The sequence below is a fragment of the Mesorhizobium xinjiangense genome (assembly GCF_009749525.1).
Lineage (GTDB): Bacteria > Pseudomonadota > Alphaproteobacteria > Rhizobiales > Rhizobiaceae > Mangrovimarina > Mangrovimarina xinjiangensis.
Window position 1 is genome coordinate 18,678 of sequence record NZ_WOAC01000024.1, and the last position, 19,961, is coordinate 38,638.

18 protein-coding genes are annotated in these 19,961 nt (G+C 63.4%); 15 read left to right on the top strand and 3 right to left on the bottom strand.

Features of this window, described 5'->3' with window-relative positions:
• The first annotated feature begins 2 nt into the window (after positions 1–2).
• The 6 genes from GM909_RS21160 (at position 3) to GM909_RS21185 (ending at position 5,483) form a co-directional block, all read left to right on the top strand.
• Positions 3–1,403: a pyruvate dehydrogenase complex dihydrolipoamide acetyltransferase gene (locus tag GM909_RS21160; RefSeq protein ID WP_157019212.1), complete on the top strand. Its 1,401-nt coding sequence runs from the start codon at positions 3–5 to the stop codon at positions 1,401–1,403.
• 56 nt (positions 1,404–1,459) lie between these two features.
• Positions 1,460–2,098, top strand: a complete 639-nt coding sequence (locus tag GM909_RS21165) for an SGNH/GDSL hydrolase family protein (RefSeq protein WP_157019213.1) — start codon at positions 1,460–1,462, stop codon at positions 2,096–2,098.
• 17 nt (positions 2,099–2,115) lie between these two features.
• The gene (lpdA, locus tag GM909_RS21170) at positions 2,116–3,561 is read left to right on the top strand and encodes a dihydrolipoyl dehydrogenase (protein ID WP_157019214.1); all 1,446 of its coding nucleotides are present in this window, start codon (positions 2,116–2,118) and stop codon (positions 3,559–3,561) included.
• A gap of 114 nt (positions 3,562–3,675) precedes the next feature.
• On the top strand, positions 3,676–3,960 hold the full coding sequence (locus GM909_RS21175; protein WP_157019215.1) for a GlsB/YeaQ/YmgE family stress response membrane protein: 285 nt from the start codon (positions 3,676–3,678) through the stop codon (positions 3,958–3,960).
• A gap of 66 nt (positions 3,961–4,026) precedes the next feature.
• Entirely contained in the window at positions 4,027–4,995 is a 969-nt protein-coding gene (lipA, locus tag GM909_RS21180) for a lipoyl synthase (protein WP_157019216.1), read from the top strand.
• A gap of 11 nt (positions 4,996–5,006) precedes the next feature.
• A complete protein-coding gene (locus tag GM909_RS21185) occupies positions 5,007–5,483 on the top strand; it encodes a type II toxin-antitoxin system RatA family toxin (protein ID WP_157019217.1) in 477 nt (158 codons plus the stop codon).
• Positions 5,484–5,508: 25 nt separating this feature from the next.
• On the opposite strand, the gene GM909_RS21190 is transcribed toward GM909_RS21185, so the two are convergent.
• The gene (locus GM909_RS21190) at positions 5,509–6,000 is read right to left on the bottom strand and encodes a CinA family protein (protein ID WP_157019218.1); all 492 of its coding nucleotides are present in this window, start codon (positions 5,998–6,000) and stop codon (positions 5,509–5,511) included.
• Entirely contained in the window at positions 5,997–7,208 is a 1,212-nt protein-coding gene (locus tag GM909_RS21195) for a bifunctional 2-C-methyl-D-erythritol 4-phosphate cytidylyltransferase/2-C-methyl-D-erythritol 2,4-cyclodiphosphate synthase (protein WP_157019219.1), read from the bottom strand. The genes GM909_RS21190 and GM909_RS21195 overlap by 4 nt, the downstream gene beginning before the upstream one ends.
• A gap of 157 nt (positions 7,209–7,365) precedes the next feature.
• Between GM909_RS21195 and dusB the strand changes: the two genes are divergently transcribed.
• From dusB to hflX, 9 genes are all read left to right on the top strand, one after another.
• Positions 7,366–8,397 (top strand): tRNA dihydrouridine synthase DusB, encoded by a 1,032-nt coding sequence (dusB, locus tag GM909_RS21200; RefSeq protein WP_157019220.1) that lies wholly within the window; start codon positions 7,366–7,368, stop codon positions 8,395–8,397.
• Entirely contained in the window at positions 8,394–9,539 is a 1,146-nt protein-coding gene (locus GM909_RS21205; RefSeq protein WP_157019221.1) for a two-component system sensor histidine kinase NtrB, read from the top strand. Before dusB ends, GM909_RS21205 begins: the two co-directional genes overlap by 4 nt.
• Positions 9,536–10,993, top strand: coding sequence for a nitrogen regulation protein NR(I) (gene ntrC / locus GM909_RS21210; protein ID WP_157019222.1), 1,458 nt, complete (start codon positions 9,536–9,538; stop codon positions 10,991–10,993). Before GM909_RS21205 ends, ntrC begins: the two co-directional genes overlap by 4 nt.
• Before the next feature lie 260 nt (positions 10,994–11,253).
• A complete protein-coding gene (locus GM909_RS21215) occupies positions 11,254–13,524 on the top strand; it encodes a sensor histidine kinase NtrY-like (protein ID WP_157019223.1) in 2,271 nt (756 codons plus the stop codon).
• 14 nt (positions 13,525–13,538) lie between these two features.
• Positions 13,539–14,900 carry a nitrogen assimilation response regulator NtrX gene (gene ntrX, locus GM909_RS21220; RefSeq protein ID WP_157019224.1) on the top strand — a complete coding sequence of 454 codons (1,362 nt, stop codon included), beginning with the start codon at positions 13,539–13,541 and terminating at the stop codon, positions 14,898–14,900.
• Between the two features lie 19 nt (positions 14,901–14,919).
• Positions 14,920–16,296, top strand: a complete 1,377-nt coding sequence (trkA, locus tag GM909_RS21225) for a Trk system potassium transporter TrkA (RefSeq protein ID WP_157019225.1) — start codon at positions 14,920–14,922, stop codon at positions 16,294–16,296.
• A gap of 50 nt (positions 16,297–16,346) precedes the next feature.
• Positions 16,347–17,210 carry a D-amino-acid transaminase gene (locus tag GM909_RS21230; protein ID WP_157019226.1) on the top strand — a complete coding sequence of 288 codons (864 nt, stop codon included), beginning with the start codon at positions 16,347–16,349 and terminating at the stop codon, positions 17,208–17,210.
• A gap of 138 nt (positions 17,211–17,348) precedes the next feature.
• Positions 17,349–17,597, top strand: a complete 249-nt coding sequence (gene hfq, locus GM909_RS21235; protein WP_198174338.1) for an RNA chaperone Hfq — start codon at positions 17,349–17,351, stop codon at positions 17,595–17,597.
• Entirely contained in the window at positions 17,598–18,983 is a 1,386-nt protein-coding gene (gene hflX, locus GM909_RS21240) for a GTPase HflX (protein WP_157019228.1), read from the top strand. It begins immediately after the preceding gene.
• 27 nt (positions 18,984–19,010) lie between these two features.
• Here hflX and mazG read toward each other — a convergent pair whose 3' ends face one another.
• Positions 19,011–19,841 (bottom strand): nucleoside triphosphate pyrophosphohydrolase, encoded by an 831-nt coding sequence (gene mazG, locus GM909_RS21245; RefSeq protein ID WP_157019229.1) that lies wholly within the window; start codon positions 19,839–19,841, stop codon positions 19,011–19,013.
• Positions 19,842–19,961 lie beyond the last annotated feature (120 nt).

Here is a 19,961-nt window from a genome sequence, read left to right on the forward strand (position 1 = left end):
CCATGCCGATCAACATCACCATGCCGGCCCTCTCACCAACGATGGAAGAGGGCAATCTCGCCAAGTGGCTGGTTAAGGAGGGCGACACGGTCGCCCCCGGCGACGTGATAGCCGAGATCGAGACCGACAAGGCGACGATGGAAGTCGAAGCCGTCGACGAGGGAACGGTCGCCAAGATCGTCGTGCCCGAAGGTACGGAGGCCGTGAAGGTCAACGCGCTGATCGCGGTATTGGCCGAGGAGGGCGAGGACGCCGCCGAAGCCGCGAAGGCCGCCGGCGACGGAGCATCAAAGGCGAAATCGGCCGACGACGGGGCCGCGGAGAAAGCGGAAACTCCCTCTTCTTCCGTTGAGGGGGAGGCGTCTGCGACGCAAACGGAGGCGGGTGCCGACGCCAAGCCCTCAGAATCGACACCCACCCCGGCGCCCAGCGCCGTCTCTTCCCCCAAGGAGGAGAGAAAAGACGGCCGCGTCTTCGCTTCGCCGCTTGCCCGGCGCATCGCCAAGGACGCCGGCGTAGATATTGCGGCTCTCTCCGGCTCTGGCCCCAAGGGCCGCGTCGTCAAGGCCGACGTCGAAAAGGCGATTTCCGAAGGTGGCATACCGAAGGCTGCGGCCGAGGCCAAGGCGCCGGCCGGCCCCGCGCTCAAGCCGATGTCGGACGACGCGGTGCTGAAACTGTTCGAGGAGGGTTCCTACGACCTCGTTCCGCATGACAATATGCGCAAGACCATCGCCCGCCGGCTGGTCGAGGCCAAGTCGACCATCCCGCATTTCTACCTGACCGTCGATTGCGAGATCGACGCGCTTCTGGCGCTGCGCAAGCAGCTCAACGACGCCGCACCCGTCCGCAAGGGCGAAAAGGGCGATGTGCCGGCTTACAAGCTGTCCGTCAACGACATGATCATCAAGGCGATGGCCATGGCGCTCATGGCGGTGCCGGAGGCCAACGCCTCGTGGACCGAAGCCAACATGGTCAAGCATCACCATGCCGATGTCGGCGTCGCGGTCTCGATCCCGGGCGGGCTCATCACGCCGATCGTGAAAAAGGCTGATGAGAAGACCTTGTCGGTCATTTCGAACGAGATGAAGGACCTCGCCGCGCGCGCCCGTTCCCGCAAGTTGAAGCCCGAAGAATATCAGGGCGGCACGACAGCGGTCTCCAATCTCGGCATGTTCGGCATCAAGGACTTTTCCGCCGTCATCAACCCGCCGCATGCGACCATCCTGGCCGTCGGCGCCGGCGAGCAGCGGGCGGTGGTCAAGGACGGGGAGATCAAACCCGCCACCATCATGTCGGTGACGCTGTCGACGGACCACCGCGCCGTCGACGGGGCGCTCGGCGCCGAACTGCTCGCCGCCTTCAAGACCTATATCGAAAACCCGATGGGGATGCTGGTGTAGCAACGCTATCCCTTCCCCATTGGGGAAGGGGTTCAGCATGGCGAGAAGGGGACAGCATGAAGACCATCCTCTGCTATGGCGATTCGCTGACCTGGGGCTACGATCCGCGTGGGCCGGGACGCCATGCCTTGCACGATCGCTGGCCGAATGCCCTCGAGGCCGCGCTCGGCGCGGACGTCCATGTGATCGCTGAAGGGCTCAACGGACGCACGACCGTTTTCGATGATTTTGCCGCCGGCGCCGATCGCAATGGCGCGCGCACCCTGCCGACGCTGCTGATGACCCATGCGCCGCTCGACCTCGTCATCCTGATGCTCGGCACCAATGACATGAAACCCTTCATCTGCGGCCATGCGATCGGCGCCAAGCAAGGCATGCAGCGCCTGATCGACATCGTGCGCGGGCATGACTATCCGCTGGACGCCGAGCCGCCCGAAATCCTCATCATGTCGCCGCCCGCCCTGTGCGAGACGGCGGACCCGGATTTCGCAGCCCTGTTCGCCGGCGGGATCAGGCAGTCGCAAATGCTGGCGAGCCTTTATTCCGATCTCGCCGACATTGAAGGGTGCGGCTTTTTCGACGCCGGATCGGTGGCTGTGACGAGCCCGGCCGACGGTGTCCATCTCGATGCCGACAACACACGTGCCATCGGTCGCGGTCTCGAGCCGATCGTGCGCGTGATGCTGGGCATGTGACAAGCAAGGAGATCAAAGTGGCCGACAACTACGATGTCATCATCATCGGCTCCGGCCCCGGCGGCTATGTGACGGCGGTGCGTTCGGCGCAGCTCGGCTTCAAGACGGCGATCGTCGAGCGCGAGCATCTGGGCGGCATCTGCTGCAACTGGGGCTGCATCCCGACCAAGGCGCTGCTGCGCTCGGCCGAGATCATGCACTATGCCGAGGACGCCAAGAGCTACGGCCTGACGATCGAAGGTACGGTGAAGGCGGACCTGAAGGCGATCGTCGAGCGCTCGCGCGGCGTGGCCGAGCGCATGAATGGCGGCGTCGGCATGCTGATGAAGAAGAACAAGGTCGACGTCATCTGGGGCGAGGCGAAGCTGACCAAGCCGGGCGAAATCACCGTTTCCAAGCCGTCGAAGAAGCCGATGGAGCCGCAGGCGCCCCTCCCGAAGAACATCAAGGGCGAGGGAAACTATACGGCCAAGCACATCATTCTGGCGACCGGCGCCCGGCCGCGTGTGCTGCCGGGCATCGAGCCCGACGGCAAGCTCATCTGGACCTATTTCGAGGCCCTCGTGCCGAAGGAAATGCCGAAGTCGCTCATCGTCATGGGCTCGGGCGCCATCGGCATCGAGTTCGCCAGCTTCTACCGAACGCTCGGCGTCGAGGTAACGGTGGTGGAACTGTTGCCGCAGGTCATGCCGGTCGAGGACGCCGAGATCTCGAAATTCGCCCAGAAGCGGTTCGAGAAGCAGGGCATGAAGATCCTGCTCGATGCCAAGGTGACGAAGGTCGAGAAAGGTGGCAATTCCGTCACCGCCCATGTCGAGACAAAGGGCGGCAAGGTGGAGAAGATCACTGCAGATCGGATGATTTCAGCCGTCGGCGTGCAGGGCAACATTGAAAATCTCGGCCTGGAAGAGCTGGGCGTGAAGACGGACCGCGACTGCGTCGCGATCGACGAATGGTGCCGCACCAATGTGCCCGGCCTCTATGCCATCGGCGACGTCGCCGGCCCGCCGATGCTGGCCCACAAGGCCGAGCACGAGGGCGTCGTCTGTGTCGAGAAGATCGCCGGATTGCCGGGCCTTCACCCGCTGGACAAATCGCTCGTGCCGGGCTGCACCTATTGCCAGCCCCAGGTCGCCTCGGTCGGTCTGACCGAAGCCAAGGCAAAGGAGGCCGGCCACGATATCCGTGTCGGACGCTTCCCCTTCGTCGCCAACGGCAAGGCCATCGCGCTCGGCGAGGACCAGGGCCTGGTCAAGACGATCTTCGACAGGAAGACGGGCCAGCTTCTCGGTGCCCATATGGTGGGCGCCGAGGTGACCGAGCTCATCCAGGGCTTCGTCGTCGCCATGAACCTGGAGACGACGGAGGAAGAGCTGATGCACACGATCTTCCCGCACCCGACCCTGTCGGAAACGATGAAGGAAAGCGTGCTCGACGCCTATGGCCGGGCGTTGAACATGTGAAGCGGCGGCGCGCCTGTCCGCCGGGGGTGTTAAGGCCCGGCCGGGCGCCATATATTCGGTTCCGGAAAACTGCGTCATTGTGACGGCGGCCATGTCCGGCAAGAGGAGCTGACGATGGATCAAAGCATGGGAATCATGGGCATGCCGGGCGTCGGCTTCTTCGGCATGCTGCTGGTCGGCTTTCTCGCCGGCTACGTGGCCGAGCGCACGATGAACCGCGACCACGGCCTGTTGACCAACATCCTCGTTGGCATTGCCGGCTCATTCGTCGGCGGAACGCTGGCGAGCCTGATCGGAATCCATTATCAGGGCTTTTTGGGCAATCTGGTCGTGGCGATTGCCGGCGCCGTCCTCATCCTTTGGTTCTTTGGCCGCTCGCAAAAGGGCGCACGAAACTAGAAGCAATTCCGGGCAATCGGATATCCGTCCGGAACTGCGAAGCGATGAACCGATCTAGGAAATTCCATGGTCACCGTACTCGATACCGTTTCACCCCGTCCCAGGCTGCGCCATCCCGAAAAGGCGCATCGCCCGGACCAGGAGGTGCTGCGCAAGCCCGACTGGATCCGCGTGCGCGCACCGGTTTCCAAGGGCTATTCCGAGACGCGCCAGATCGTGCGCGAGCACAATCTGGTGACGGTGTGCGAGGAGGCGGGCTGCCCCAATATCGGCGAATGCTGGGACAAGAAGCACGCCACCTTCATGATCATGGGCGAGATCTGCACGCGCGCCTGCGCGTTTTGCAACGTCGCCACCGGCAGGCCGCTGCCGCTCGACGGATCGGAACCCGAAAGCGTCGCCAAGGCGGTCGCCAAGATGGAACTCAACCACGTCGTCATCACGTCGGTTGACCGCGATGATCTTGCTGACGGCGGCGCGCAGCATTTCGCAGACGTCATCCATGCCATTCGTGACCGTGCTCCCGGCACGACCATTGAAATTCTCACGCCTGATTTTCTGCGCAAGGATGGCGCATTGGAAGTGGTCGTTGCCGCAAGGCCGGACGTATTCAATCACAACCTCGAGACCGTTCCGTCGAACTATCTGACGGTCAGGCCAGGTGCGCGCTATTTCCACTCGATCCGGCTCCTGCAGCGGGTCAAGGAACTCGATCCGACGATGTTCACCAAGTCCGGCATCATGGTCGGGCTCGGCGAGGAGCGCAACGAGGTGCTGCAGCTCATGGACGACCTCAGGACCGCCGATGTCGACTTCCTGACCATCGGCCAGTATCTGCAGCCGACGAAGAAGCACCATCCGGTGAAGACGTTCGTCACCCCGGACGCGTTCAAGTCCTACGAGACGGTGGCCTACACCAAGGGTTTCCTGATGGTCTCATCGAGCCCGCTTACGCGTTCTTCGCACCATGCCGGCGAGGATTTTGCCAAGCTGAAGGCGGCGCGCGAGAAGAAGGTTCCGGCTGGCAGCGCCTGAAACCACCAATCATGCCCAAATTCGAAACAGAACGCCAAGTGCCCCATCCGCCGGAGAAAATGTTCGCGCTCGTCGCCGACATCGAGCGCTACCCCGAATTCGTGCCGATGTGCGAGGCGCTCAGCGTGCGTTCGCGCAAGGAAGGCCACGGGGTGACGATCGCGATCGCCGACATGACCGTCGGCTACAAGGCGCTTCGCGAGACCTTCACCAGCCAGGTGATCGCGCGCGCGGCCGATTGCGCCATCAACGTCAAATATCTCGACGGGCCGTTTCGCTATCTCGACAACAAATGGCGCTTCGAGCCGGACGGCAAGGGCGGCACGATCATCCATTTCTTCATCGACTACGAGTTCAAGAGCCGCATTCTCGGTGCGATGATGGGCGCCATGTTCGACCGCGCATTCCGCATGTTCTCCTCGGCGTTCGAAACGCGCGCCGACGAGATTTACGGCCCGAGCATGTCCCGCTCAAACGGAATCGTTTGAGCGAAAGGTACATGTTCCAATAAATCTATCCGGCGCGCCTCAGCATCTTGAGCATCAATTCCAACGCCGTGCGCACCGTCTCGCGCCGTATGAAGGCGCGGCCCCGGTCGTCGAACTGCCGCTGTTCGGCAATCACTTCGTCGCCATGGGCAAGTCCGAACCAGACGAGCCCGACCGGCTTTTCCGCCGAGCCGCCGCCGGGTCCGGCAACGCCGGTCACGGCAACTGCGATGGACGCGCGGGAGTGGGCCACGGCGCCGGAGGCCATTTCAAGCGCGGTCTCGCGCGATACCGCGCCATGCGTTTCGAGCGTGGCCGCCCGCACGCCCAGCATCTCGCGCTTGGCCTCGTTGGAATAGGTGACGAAGCCGCGGTCGACGGCGGTGGACGAGCCGGCAATGTCGGTCAACGCGGCGACGATCATGCCGCCGGTGCACGATTCGGCGGTCGCCAGCATGATGCCGCGTTCGGTGCATGCCGCCAGAACGTCGCGCGCCAATGGTTCGATCCCGTTCATTCGGCGAGGCTCCCTGGATAGACGACGCTCGCCGTCGCGATCGCCGCGATGCCTTCCTCGCGGCCGACAAAGCCGAGCTTTTCGTTCGTCGTCGCCTTGATTGAGATCCGCTCGGCGGCGATGCCGAGCATGCGTGCGATCGCGTCCTGCATGGCGGCGCGATGCGGACCGATCTTCGGCGCCTCGCAGATGAGCGTGATGTCGGCATTGGCGATGCGCCCGCCCTTCGAACGCACGATACCGGCTGCATGCTCTGCGAAGATGTGCGAGGCCGCGCCGCGCCATTGCGGGTCCGACGGTGGGAAATGCGTTCCGATATCGCCTTCGCCGCAGGTCGCCAGAAGCGCGTCCGTCAGTGCGTGAAGCCCGACATCGGCGTCTGAATGGCCCGACAGCTTCGCATGATGCGGGATCGCCACGCCGCACAGCGTGACATGGTCGCCCGGTTCGAATGAATGGACGTCGTAGCCATTGCCGGTTCGCACATCGGGAAAATTCGTCATGCTGCCCGCCAACCTCTCATCTGCCATTGCGATGTCGCGCGCCCAGGTCAGTTTGACATTGTCGGGCGAACCCTCGACGACGCGCACATCGAGCCCGGCCCATTCGGCGATTGCCGCGTCGTCGGTGAAATCCTGCCGGTCTTGTGCCGCCGCCTTCTCGTGGGCGTCGAGTATGACGGCGAAGGGAAAGCCCTGCGGGGTTTGCGCGGCGAAAAGGCCCTGGCGATCGACCGTGCCTTCAATCATTCCGGATTCGCCGGCGCGCTTGAGCGTGTCGGAGACGGCGAGCGCCGGCAGGGCGCCGCTCTGCGCCGACAGCGCATCGATCACGCGGCCGATCACCGCGTGGTCGACAAATGGACGCACGCCGTCGTGAATGAGCACGGAACGCGGAGCGGGGGCTTGCAGGGCCTGCAAGGCCTTGAGCGTCGAGGCCTGGCGCGTCGGCCCGCCTGTCACCACCTGAATACGGCCGCCCATGTCGTCGGCAGTCGCCTCGAAGAGCGCACGGTCGTCGGCGTGAATGGCGACGACGATCCTGCCGATCGCCGGGTGAGAGGCGAAGGCATCGAGCGTATGTTTGAGTATGGCCTTGCCGCCGATCGATCGGTATTGCTTCGGCCCGTCGGCTGAATGTCCGGCCCGTTCACCGCGCCCTGCGGCGACGATGACGGCTGCAATTTCGTCGGGCTGGCCGCTGGGCATGTCGATCCTCGTGTCGGATGCGTCACGCTTAATCGTCCATTGCTGGCATGGCCAGAAATTTCGTCGGGTTGAGCCGTTGGTGCGGAATTCTGCATTGCAACATCGATGCAGAATGTCTACTGAATAAGCAAAAGAGTGATTTGCGCGGTTTTTGTGCATGTTTGAAATCGCTGATCTTGCAGCGCCATTGGCGTTGGGCAGAACGACAATTCCAAATCGGGTTTTCTTGGCGCCGCTGTCCGGCATCACGGATCGCGCCTTTCGTTCCCGTGCGCATGAACACGGTGCCGGTATGGTCGTTTCCGAAATGATCGCGAGCGGCGAACTGGCCCGGGGACGCACGGATTCGCTTCGCCGCCTGGAGCGCGCGGAGCAGCCGCTGCATGTCGTGCAACTGGCCGGGCGCGAGGCGCGCTGGATGGCCGAGGGCGCGCGCATCGCGGTGGCCGAGGGCGCCGACATCGTCGATATCAATATGGGCTGTCCGGCCAAGAAGGTGACGGGCGGCTATTGCGGGTCGGCCCTGATGCGCGATCTCGACCTTGCGCAAGCGCTGATCGAGGCGGTGGTGCAGGCGGTCGACGTGCCGGTGACGGTCAAGATGCGGCTTGGCTGGGACGATGCGGCGCTGGTGGCGCCGGAGTTGGCGCGCCGCGCCGAGCAGGCGGGCGTCGCCATGGTGACCGTGCACGGGCGCACGCGCTGCCAGTTCTACAAGGGTGCGGCCGACTGGTCGGCCATCGCCGCCGTCAAGCAGGCGGTTCGCATACCGGTGGTGGCCAATGGCGACATTTGTTCGGCTGGTGATGCCGCCGAGGCGCTGCGCCGGTCGGGCGCGGATGCCGTCATGGTCGGGCGCGGCCATTGCGGTGCGCCCTGGCTTGCCGGCGTGATCGCCGCGGCGGCGAAAGGATCGGCAGCAGAAGCTGTGCCGCGCTCGCCGGCAGAACGTGCCGATTATGTCACGAGCCATTACGAGGACATGCTGTCGCTCTATGGGGTGGCCACGGGCGTGCGCCACGCGCGCAAGCATCTCGGATGGTATCTCGACCGTCACGCTCCGGAGCTTAGCGGGGAGTGGCGCACGCGCATCATGACGTCGCTCGAGCCGCGCGAGGTGGTCGACTTGATGCGCCGGGCGCTCGCTGCCGAGCCCGGTCGCGCGAATTCGGAAAGGATAGCCGCATGAGCGCCGCACCGCTCGCCCAGTCGTCGAAGCCGGACGCGGCGCAGATCGTTCTCAACACGATCCGTCATCCCGTCATCATGGTCGATGAGGCGGGCTACATCACCTATGCCAATTCCGATGCCGAGGACTTCTTCCGCTTGAGCGCCGTCATCCTGGCGCGCAACACGATCGATGGCTTCATCCCCTTCGGCAGCCCGCTTCTGGCGCTGATCGAGCAGGTGCGCGAGCGCCAGTCGCCGGTCAACGAATATCGCGTCGACATCTCTTCGCCCAAGCTGGGAAGCGACCGCCTGGTCGATCTTTATGTCGCGCCCGTGCCGGAAGTGCCTGGATCGGTCGTCGTCATGTTCCAGGAACGCTCGATGGCCGACAAGATCGACCGCCAGATGACGCATCGCGGCGCGGCGCGCTCGGTCACCGGCCTGGCGGCGATGCTGGCGCACGAGATCAAGAACCCGCTGTCGGGCATCCGCGGCGCCGCGCAGCTTCTTGAAGGCGCCGTCGGCGACGAGGACAGGGCGCTGACACGGCTGATCACCGACGAGACCGACCGCATCGTCGCGCTGGTCGACCGGATGGAGGTGTTTTCCGACGAACGCCCCATCGAGCGCATGCCGGTCAATATCCACGTGGTGCTCGATCACGTGAAGGCGATCGCGCAGAACGGCTTTGCCAAAGGCATCAAGATCGTCGAGGACTACGATCCTTCGCTGCCGCCCGTCTACGGCAATCGCGATCAGCTCATCCAGGTCTTCCTGAACCTGGTGAAAAACGCTGCCGAGGCGCTCGGCTCCCAGCCCGGCGGCGAGATCACGCTGTCCACCGCCTTCCGTCCCGGCATCCGGCTTTCCGTGCCCGGCACGCAGGATCGCGTTTCCCTGCCGCTCGAATTCTGCGTCCACGACAATGGCGGCGGCGTGCCCGACGACATCCTGCCGATCCTGTTCGATCCCTTCATCACCACCAAACAGAATGGCTCGGGGCTTGGTCTGGCGCTGGTGGCCAAGATCGTCGGCGAACATGGTGGCGTGATCGAATGCGATTCCTCGCCGCGCGGAACGACTTTTCGAATTCTCATGCCGGCCTGGAGGGAAGACAGTTTCGCTTCCGGCCAGGAACACGAAGGAGCCAGTGAACGATGAATCGCGGCAGTATTCTAGTCGCCGACGACGACGCCGCCATCCGCACCGTGCTCAACCAGGCACTGTCGAGGGTCGGTCACGACGTGCGTGTAACCTCGAATGCCGCGACGCTGTGGCGCTGGGTGGCGGCGGGCGAGGGCGATCTCGTCATCACCGACGTGGTGATGCCCGACGAGAACGCCTTCGATATGCTGCCGCGCATCAAGAAGGCGCGCCCGCAGCTTCCCGTCATCGTCATGAGCGCCCAGAACACTTTCATGACGGCCATCCGCGCTTCGGAGAAGGGCGCCTACGAATATCTGCCCAAGCCGTTCGACCTGTCCGAGCTGCTCAACATCGTCAATCGCGCCCTGTCCGAGCCCAAGCAGGAGCGGATCGAACAGCGCAACGACGATCAGCCCGAATCCATGCCGCTGGTCGGCCGCTCGGCCGCGATGCAGGACATCTACCGCATGCTGGCGCGCATGATGCAGACCGATCTCACCGTGATGATCACGGGTGAATCGGGAACCGGCAAGGAACTGGTGGCGCGCGCCCTGCACGAATATGGCCGCCGCCGCAACGGGCCTTTCGTCGCCATCAACATGGCCGCCATTCCGCGCGATCTCATCGAGTCTGAACTTTTCGGTCATGAGAAGGGCGCCTTCACGGGTGCGCAGAACCGCTCGACGGGACGTTTCGAGCAGGCCGAGGGCGGAACGCTTTTCCTCGACGAGATCGGCGACATGCCGATGGAGGCGCAAACCAGGCTGCTGCGCGTTTTGCAGCAGGGGGAGTACACCACCGTCGGCGGCCGCACTCCCATCAGGTCCGATGTGCGCATCGTTGCCGCGACCAACAAGGATCTGCGCACGCTGATCAATCAGGGACTGTTTCGCGAGGATCTGTTCTACCGGCTGAATGTGGTGCCGCTCCGGCTTCCGCCGCTGCGCGAGCGCGCCGAGGACGTGCCGGACCTGGTGCGCCACTTCTTCAAGGCCGTCGAAAGCGAGGGGCTGCAGCCGAAACGCATATCGACGGCGGGCGTCGACCTGTTGAAGCGCTATGGCTGGCCGGGCAATGTGCGTGAGCTGGAGAACCTGGTTCGCCGGCTGGCGGCGCTCTATCCGCAGGATGAAATCACCGCCGAGATCATCGATTCCGAACTGAACGCCGCCGGTGCGCCGGCGCCTGGAGCGTCGGCCTCCGCTCTGCCCGACGACATCTCCATCGGCCAGGCCGTTGAGCATTTTCTGCAGCGCTATTTCTCGTCATTCGGCGAGGAATTGCCGCCCGCCGGGCTCTATCAGCGCGTGCTGGCCGAGGTTGAATACCCGCTGGTGCTCGCGTCGATGACGGCCACCAGGGGCAACCAGATCCGCGCGGCGGAACTGCTCGGTCTCAACCGCAACACGCTGCGCAAGAAGATCAGAGAGCTCGGCGTCAATGTCTACAGAACCTCGCGACACGGCTGACGGGGCGATTTTTCTTCCCCGCGCTCCCATGCCAGTGGTTCGTTTCCAACATTTGCATCCCGTTTGTATCGGCTCTGAGGGCAAATATTGGAAACAAAAGAACCACTAGCAAGTCTATGATTCCAGTGGAACTTTTGAATTTGACATTCGATCTCTGGTGCGACATCGAGTGGGTATCGAATGTCAAATTCGTTCCACTAGTTGCAGAATCGCCACATTGCGTTGCATTGCTGCAACGCAGACCTTGATTCGCGTGGGCCATGGCGACCGATACAGATTCCCTGCCGAGAGCTTCCTATCTGGCGACACGTGCGCCGGGGGAGGGTCGTCGTCTGATGGCGCTGCCCGGCGTCGTCGCGGTGATTGCCGCGCTGATCAGTGCGGCCGTCTCCTTCGTCATCCTGGTCGGCCTGGGGCCGGTTGCGCCGACGAGGCAGGTCACGCTGACGCTGATTGCGATCAACTCGGCGCTCATCCTGCTTCTAGTCGTTCTGATCGGACGCGAGATTCATCGCATCCTCATGGCCAGGCGGCGCGGCAAGGCGGCGGCGCGACTTCATGTGCGTATCGTCGCCCTGTTTTCCCTGGTCGCCGCCATTCCGGCGATCATCGTTGCCCTCGTCGCCTCGATCACGCTCGATGTCGGGTTGGACCGATGGTTCGAGATCAGGACCAAGGCGATCGTCGGCTCCTCCCTGTCGATCGCCGAGTCCTATGTTCAGGAGAACGCGCGCAATCTGCAGAACACCGCACTCTCCATGGCCGTCGATCTCGATCGCAACCGGGTTCTTTACGGTCTCGACCGGACGGGTTTCCAGCAACTGCTCAACCAGCAGGCGGTCGGGCGCGGCCTGGCCCATGCGGCGCTGGTACATGGTGATGGATCGATCATCATGCGGGCCGACACTCGCGCCGATTTTCCGATGCCCGATCCGCCACCGGGCTCCGTGCGTGATGCTGCCAGCGGCGATGCGGTGCTGATCGAGCCGCGCACGCGCAACATCGTGGGCTCCGTCATCAAGCTGCGCGAGATCGACGACGCCTATCTGTATACGATCCGGCTGGTCGATCCCGAGGTCATCCGTGCCCGCCAGATCGTGCGCGCCAATGTCGACGACTATCGCGATCTGGAGACAAGCCGGGCGACGGTGCAGCTTGCCTTTGCGCTGGTCTATCTGGGACTGACGCTCATCATTGTTCTGTCGGCGATCTGGACCGGCATTGCCGTTGCCGACAGGCTCGTGCGGCCGATCCGCAGATTGATCGGCGCCGCCGACGAGGTGGCGACCGGCAATCTCGACGTTTCGGTGCCGGTGCGCAACTCCGACGGCGACGTGGCCTCGCTTGGCGACACGTTCAACAAGATGCTGCTGCAGTTGAAGTCGCAGCGCAACGAACTGGTCGCGGCCAAGGATCAGATCGACGAGCGCCGGCGCTTCTCCGAGGCGGTGCTCGCCAGCGTCAGCGCCGGAATCATCGGCGTCAACACCGATGGCGCCATCACCATCGTCAACCGATCGGCCGAAACCATGCTCGGCATTCGTGCGGCGAAATCGCTCGGCGAGAAATTGCAGAACGTCCTCCCAGATGTGGGCAGCGTGTTCGAGATCGCGCGCGGTTCGGGCCGATCGGTCTACCGCGATCAGGTGACGTTCTTCCGATTGGGAGCCGAGCGCACCTTCAATATCCAGATCACGGTCGAGAAGGGGGATGCGGATGAAGATGCCCCGTCCTATGTGGTGACGGTCGACGACATCACGGATCTCGTCCAGGCGCAGCGGGCAACCGCCTGGGCCGACGTGGCGCGCCGCATCGCGCACGAAATCAAGAATCCGCTGACGCCGATCCAACTGTCGGCCGAGCGCATCAGGCGGCGCTACGGCAAGGTCATTACCGAGGACCGCGAGGTCTTCGACCAGTGCACGGAAACCATCATCCGCCAGGTCGGCGATATCGGCCGCATGGTCGACGAGTTCTCCGCTTTTGCGCGCATGCCCAAGCCGACGATGCAGGCCATGGATCTGCGCGAAGCACTGCGCGAAGCGTCATTCCTGGTCGAGGTGAGCCGCTCCGACATCGCTTTCGAGCGCGATTTCGGTGATGAACCGCTGCTGGGGACTTTTGACAGCCGGCTGATGAGCCAGGCTTTCGGCAATCTGATCAAGAACGCCGCCGAAGCGATCGAATCGGACGACACGCGCGCATCCGACGAACCGGGTGTCGTGCGCATCTCCGCGCGCCGGGAAAATGACACGATTACCATAGATGTGGCCGACAACGGCAAGGGATTGCCGCGCGAAAACCGCCAGCGTCTCCTCGAGCCCTACATGACGACGCGCGACAAGGGCACGGGGTTGGGTCTGGCCATCGTCAAGAAGATTGTTGAGGACCACGGAGGCCGGCTGGAGCTCCATGACGCTCCGGCCGAATTTCACGGAGGGCGAGGGGCGCTCATCCGCATCGTCTTGCCGGCGGCGGCCGTCGGGGACGAGGCGAAAATGGACAGAAACGAGCAGACAACTGATGTTTGAACGGAAGGTTTGATATGGCGTCGGACATCCTGGTCGTCGACGACGAAGAAGACATTCGTGAACTCGTCGCCGGCATTTTGAGCGATGAAGGCCATGAAACGCGCACGGCCCATGATGGTGACAGCGCCCTTGCCGCCATTGCCGAGCGCGTTCCGCGGCTCATCTTCCTGGACATTTGGCTGCAGGGATCGCGCCTCGACGGCCTGGCCCTGCTCGACGAGATCAAGACGATCCATCCCGGCGTTCCGGTGGTGATGATCTCCGGCCACGGAACGATCGAGACGGCGGTCTCTGCGATCAAGCGTGGCGCCTACGATTTCATCGAGAAGCCGTTCAAGGCCGACCGGCTGATCCTGGTCTGCGAGCGCGCGCTGGAAACGCAGAAGCTGCGGCGCGAATTGTCCGATCTCAAGAAGCGCTCGCCCGATACGTTCGATCTGGTCGGCATGTCGCCGGCGATGAACCAGCTTCGTCATTCGATCGAACGCATCGCGCCGACCAACAGCCGCGTCATGATCATCGGCCCGTCCGGTTCGGGCAAGGAAGCGGTGTCTCGTGCCATCCACGCCCTGTCGGCGCGCAAGGATGGCCCGTTCGTCTCGCTCAACGCGGCCACGATTACCCCCGAACGCATGGAAATCGAGCTCTTCGGCACCGAGCCCAACGGGACCGAGCGCAAGGTGGGTGCGCTCGAGGAGGCGCATCGCGGCACGCTCTATCTCGATGAGATCGCCGATATGCCGCGCGAGACCCAGAACAAGATCATGCGCGTGCTGGTGGAGCAGCAGTTCGAGCGTGTCGGCGGTGCCAAGCGCGTGAAGGTCGATGTGCGCATCATCTCCTCCACGGCGCAGAATCTGGAGGCGATGATCGCCGAGGGCCGCTTCCGCGAGGACCTCTATCACCGCCTGGCGGTCGTGCCGGTCGTGGTGCCGCCGCTTGCCGAGCGGCGAGAGGACATTCCCTATCTGGTCGACCATTTCATGAAGCAGGTCGCCCGCCAGAGCGGCATCAAATACCGCCGCGTCGGCGAGGATGCGCTGGCCGTGCTGCAGGCGCATGGCTGGCCGGGCAATGTGCGCCAGTTGCGCAACAATGTCGAACGACTGATGATCCTGGCGCGCGGCGACGACGTTGAAGCGCCGATCACGGCCGATCTGCTGCCCGCGGAGATCGGCGATGTGATGCCGCGCGCGCCCAACCAGTCGGACCAGCACATCATGGCATTGCCCTTGCGCGAGGCCCGCGAGCTGTTTGAGAAGGAATATCTGTTGGCCCAGATCAACAGGTTCGGCGGCAATATCTCGCGCACGGCCGAATTCATTGGTATGGAAAGATCGGCTCTGCACAGGAAGTTGAAGTCGCTGGGCGTCTGACCGAACCGGGAAAACAGTTATGCGGGTGATCATTTGCGGCGCGGGCCAGGTCGGCTACGGCATTGCCGAACGGTTGGCGGCCGAGCGCAACGACGTTTCCGTCATTGATACGTCGCCCGAGCTGATCCGCATCATCCGTGACCAGCTCGATGTGCGCGGCTATGTCGGACACGGCGCGCATCCCGACGTGCTCGAGGCCGCCGGCGCACAGCAGGCCGACATGTTCATCGCCGTGACCTTGCATGACGAGGTCAATATGACCGCATGTCAGGTCGCCCATTCGATCTTCAACATTCCAACGAAGATCGCGCGCATCCGCGCCCAGTCCTATCTGCTGCCGCACTACCAGGACCTGTTCTCGCGCGACAATCTACCGATCGACGTGGTCATCTCGCCCGAGCTCGAGGTCGGCGACATGGTGCTGCGCCGAATCGCACTGCCGGGCGCGACCGATGTCGTGCGCTTCGCCGACGACAAGGTGGCCATGGTCGCCATCGAGTGTCTGGAGGAATGCCCGGTCATCAACACGCCTCTGTCTCAGCTTTCGGAGCTCTTTCCCGATCTGCCGTCGACTGTGGTGGGGGTGTTGCGCGACGATCATCTGTTTATTCCGCATTCGGCAGACCAACTGGTTGCCGGCGATCTTGCCTATGTGGTGACCACAAAGGAGCAGGTGCGCCGGACGCTCGGTCTGTTCGGCCATGAGGAAAAGGACGTTCAGCGCATTCTCATCGCCGGCGGCGGCAATATCGGGCTATATGTCGCCAAGGCGCTGGAAACGCGCCAGAGGCACACGAAGGTCAAGATCATCGAGGATACGCGGCAACGCGCCGTCGCGATTGCCGACAAGCTGCGCCGGACCGTCGTGCTGCACGGCAATGCGCTCGATCAGAAGATGCTTTTGGAGGCCGATGTCCAGGACGCCGACCTGATGGTCGCCGTGACCAACAATGATCAGGTCAATATCCTGTCAAGCGTCATGGCGAAACGACTGGGCTGCAAGTCCAATCTGGCGCTGCTCAACGACCCGACCTATCACGACTTCACCCGCATGCTCGGTATCGACGCCTATGTGAACCCGCGGTCCGTGACGATTTCGCGCGTGCTGCAGCATGTGCGGCGCGGGCGCATCCGCGCCGTCCACAGCATTCATCGCGGGGCGGCGGAGATCATCGAGGCCGAGGCGCTGGAGACGTCGCCGCTCGTCGGCGCGCCACTGCGTGATCTGGATTTGCCTGACGGGATGCGCCTGGGCATCGTCTATCGGGACGGTAAGGCTATTCGGCCCGACGGCGCATCGGTGATCAGGCCGGGTGACCGTGTTGTCATATTCGTTCTGGAGGGGGCAGTACGCCAGGTGGAGCAGATGTTCCGCGTCAGCCTGGAGTTCTTCTGAGCCTCATCGCGAGTTTCAATTCAAATTCCACACAACCGCAGAGGGGTCAGATGCCGCGGATTGCATTTGTGAACGGACGTTATGTGCCGCACCGGGCCGCCACGGTGCATATCGAGGATCGCGGCTATCAATTTGCCGATGGCGTCTATGAGGTTTGCGAGGTCGCGCACGGCTATGTCATGGACATGACGCGCCATCTCGATCGGCTGGGCCGCTCGCTGGGTGAGTTGGCCATGGCCTGGCCGATGCGGCGCAACGCACTGGAATTGGTCATGCGCGAAGTCATCCGGCGCAATCGCGTCGAAAACGGCCTTGTCTATCTGCAGGTGACGCGTGGCGTCGCCCCGCGCGACCACGTGTTTCCGGCTGCCTCGACCCGTCCGGCCCTGGTGGTGACGGCCAAGCGCACCGACCCCGCGGCCGCGATGCGCAAGGCCGAAACGGGCATTGCGGTCATCACCGTGCCCGAAAACCGCTGGGACCGCGTGGACATCAAGACGGTTGGCTTGTTGCCGAATGTCCTGGCGCGTCAGAAAGCCAAGGAGGCCGGCGCCCAGGAGGCCTGGTTCATCGATGCCGATGGCACGGTGAAGGAGGGCGCGGCGACCAATGCATGGATCGTCACCAAGGACGGCGTTCTGGTCACCAGACCGGCCGATCATGGCATTCTGCGCGGCATTACCCGGGCCACGGTATTCGACGTGGCGGCCAAGCTCGGCATGACGATCGAGGAGCGCAGTTTCACTGTTTCCGAGGCGAAATCGGCCCGCGAATCGTTCATAACAGCGGCGACGACGGTGGTCATGCCGGTGGTGCGCATCGACGGCGATCCGGTCGCCAACGGGCATCCGGGCACGGTGGCACTTTCCCTGCGCAAGGCCTTTTTTGACGTTGCGGAAAAAACCCAAGCCTGATAACCGCAGTAGGGCGCGAAAACGATACCCCGATACGTGACAGTTTCGGCGACGGGTGTTGCCGGATTATTCGGGTAGCGCTAATATATGCCGGCGTCGATATGCACGGACAAGAACGAACGGCGAAAGAAAAGAAGAATGGCAGAACGGTCGCAGAATCTTCAAGATCTCTTCCTCAATTCGGTACGCAAGAGCAAGACACCGCTGACGATCTTTTTGATCAACGGTGTGAAGCTTACGGGTGTTGTGACGTCGTTCGACAATTTTTGTGTGCTCTTGCGCCGCGACGGCCATTCGCAACTTGTTTACAAGCACGCCATTTCCACCATCATGCCGAGCCAGCCGGTTCAGATGTTCGATGGTGAGGAAAATGGCCGGGAAGGCTGATTGAACCAAAAATCGCCGGTCGAACGCCGGAGAGGGAAGGGCGGAACGGCTGACGGCCAGGCCGTGCCGGAGGTGACTGCGCGTGCCGCTGTCATCGTTCCGGAATTGCCGCGGGCTCTTCGCGACAACGGCACTGATCGCGTTCGGCCGCGGCTGACCCGCACGCCGGCTGCGCGCCTCGAAGAGGCGGTCGGCCTGGCGCGCGCCATCGACCTCGACCCTGCCGTCGCGGAGATCGTCACGATCAACGACCCGCGTCCGGGCACCTTGCTCGGCAGCGGCAAGATCAACGAACTGGCTGCCCGCATCAAGGAGGTCGGCGTCGAGCTGGTGGTCATCGACCACCCGCTCACGCCAGTCCAGCAGCGCAATCTGGAAAGGGCGCTCGACGCCAAGGTGCTCGACCGCACCGGCATCATCCTGGAAATTTTCGGCCGTCGCGCGCGCACCAGGGAAGGTGCGCTGCAGGTCGAACTCGCCCATCTCAACTATCAGCGCGGCCGCCTGGTCAGAAGCTGGACGCACCTTGAGCGCCAGCGCGGCGGTGCCGGCTTCCTCGGCGGCCCCGGCGAGACGCAGATCGAGGCCGACCGCCGGCTTCTGCAGGAGCGAATCACCCGATTGAAGCGCGAACTGGAGACAGTCCGGCGGACGCGTGACCTGCATCGCTCCAAACGAAAAAAGGTGCCGTTTCCAGTGGTTGCGATCGTCGGCTACACCAATGCTGGAAAGTCGACCCTGTTCAACAGGCTCACCGGCGCCGGCGTGCTCGCCGAGGACATGCTGTTCGCCACGCTCGATCCGACCTTGCGCCGGCTGCGCCTGCCGCATGGTACGATCGTCATCCTGTCCGACACGGTCGGCTTCATTTCCGACCTGCCGACGCATCTGGTCGCCGCCTTCAGGGCAACGCTCGAAGAGGTGGTCGAGGCCGACCTGGTCATCCATCTGCGCGACATTTCCGATCCCGATACCGCCGCCCAGGCCGAGGATGTGGAGCGCATTCTGGGCGATCTCGGCGTGGACACGACGCCGGAGGGGCGCGTCGTCGAAGTGTGGAACAAGGTCGACCGGCTCGATGCAGCGACCCAGCAAAGGCTTTCCGACGCCGACACGGCCATTGATCGTCCATCGCATGTCACGGTTTCGGCTCTGACGGGCGAGGGGATCGACACGCTGCTGCAACTGATGGAGCAACGCGTTGCCGGTGATCTGGCGGAGTTTTCCGTCGATCTGGGTCCCGGTCAGTTGCGCCATGTCGATTGGCTCTACCGCAATGCGGACGTGCTAGCGCGCGAAAACCGTGACGATGGAGGTGCCGCGTTGCGGCTGCGCACCACAGCGGAGATCCGCCGCGAAATCACACGGCGTCTGACCGCCCCATGAGGGCGGTCTTGCGGCTGGCCTGCCGTGTCAGCCGCTCTTTGTGGCCTTTGCCTGCTGCCACAACTCTTCCATCTCCTCGAGCGAGGCTTTGTCGAGCGGGCGGCTTTGCGCATTGAGCTCAGCCTCCACGAAATGGAAGCGGCGACGGAACTTGGCGTTGGTGCCGTTGAGGGCCTGTTCGGCGTTGATGCCGACATGACGGCCGAAATTCACCAGTGCGAACAAGACGTCGCCGTACTCGTCGCGGCTGGCCTTCAGATCGCCATCGGCGATCGCCTGGCGCAACTCGCCGATCTCTTCTTCGATCTTGTCGAGGACCGGTTCGGCCTCTTTCCAGTCGAAGCCGACGCGCGCGGCGCGTTCCTGAAGCTTCAAGGCGCGTGTCAGTGCCGGAAGGTTGACCGGGACGCTGTCGAGAAAGCCTGCCCCGTGGTCTTCGGCCGGTTCGCCGCGGGCCAGTCGTCGGGTCCGCCGCTCGGCCTTTTCCTCTTCCTTGATGCTGTTCCACATGCCCTTGGCCATGCCGGCGGCGCGCGCCTCCTCATCTCCGAAGACATGCGGATGGCGCCGGATCATCTTGCTCGTGATCGCCTCCACCACGTCGCCGAAATCGAACGCGCCCTCTTCTTCGGCCATGCGGGCATGAAAGACGACCTGCAGCAGCAGGTCGCCCAGTTCCTCGCGCAAATCATCGATGTCGCCACGCTCGATCGCATCGGCGACTTCATAGGCCTCCTCGATCGTGTACGGGGCGATGGTGGAGAAATCCTGCTCCAGATCCCACGGGCAGCCCGTGCCGGGCGTGCGCAGTGCGGCCATGATCTCGATCAGGCGTGAAATGTCTTTGGATGGATGCATGAGAACAGCGTTCGATATTGAGGGACGGAACGACCCCTGTGGAGGGTCTTGAGGCCGTTCGATCAGCTGTCGGGCAGGCACATCGAACGTCGGTCAACTCATTCCACAGCGGTGATGCGT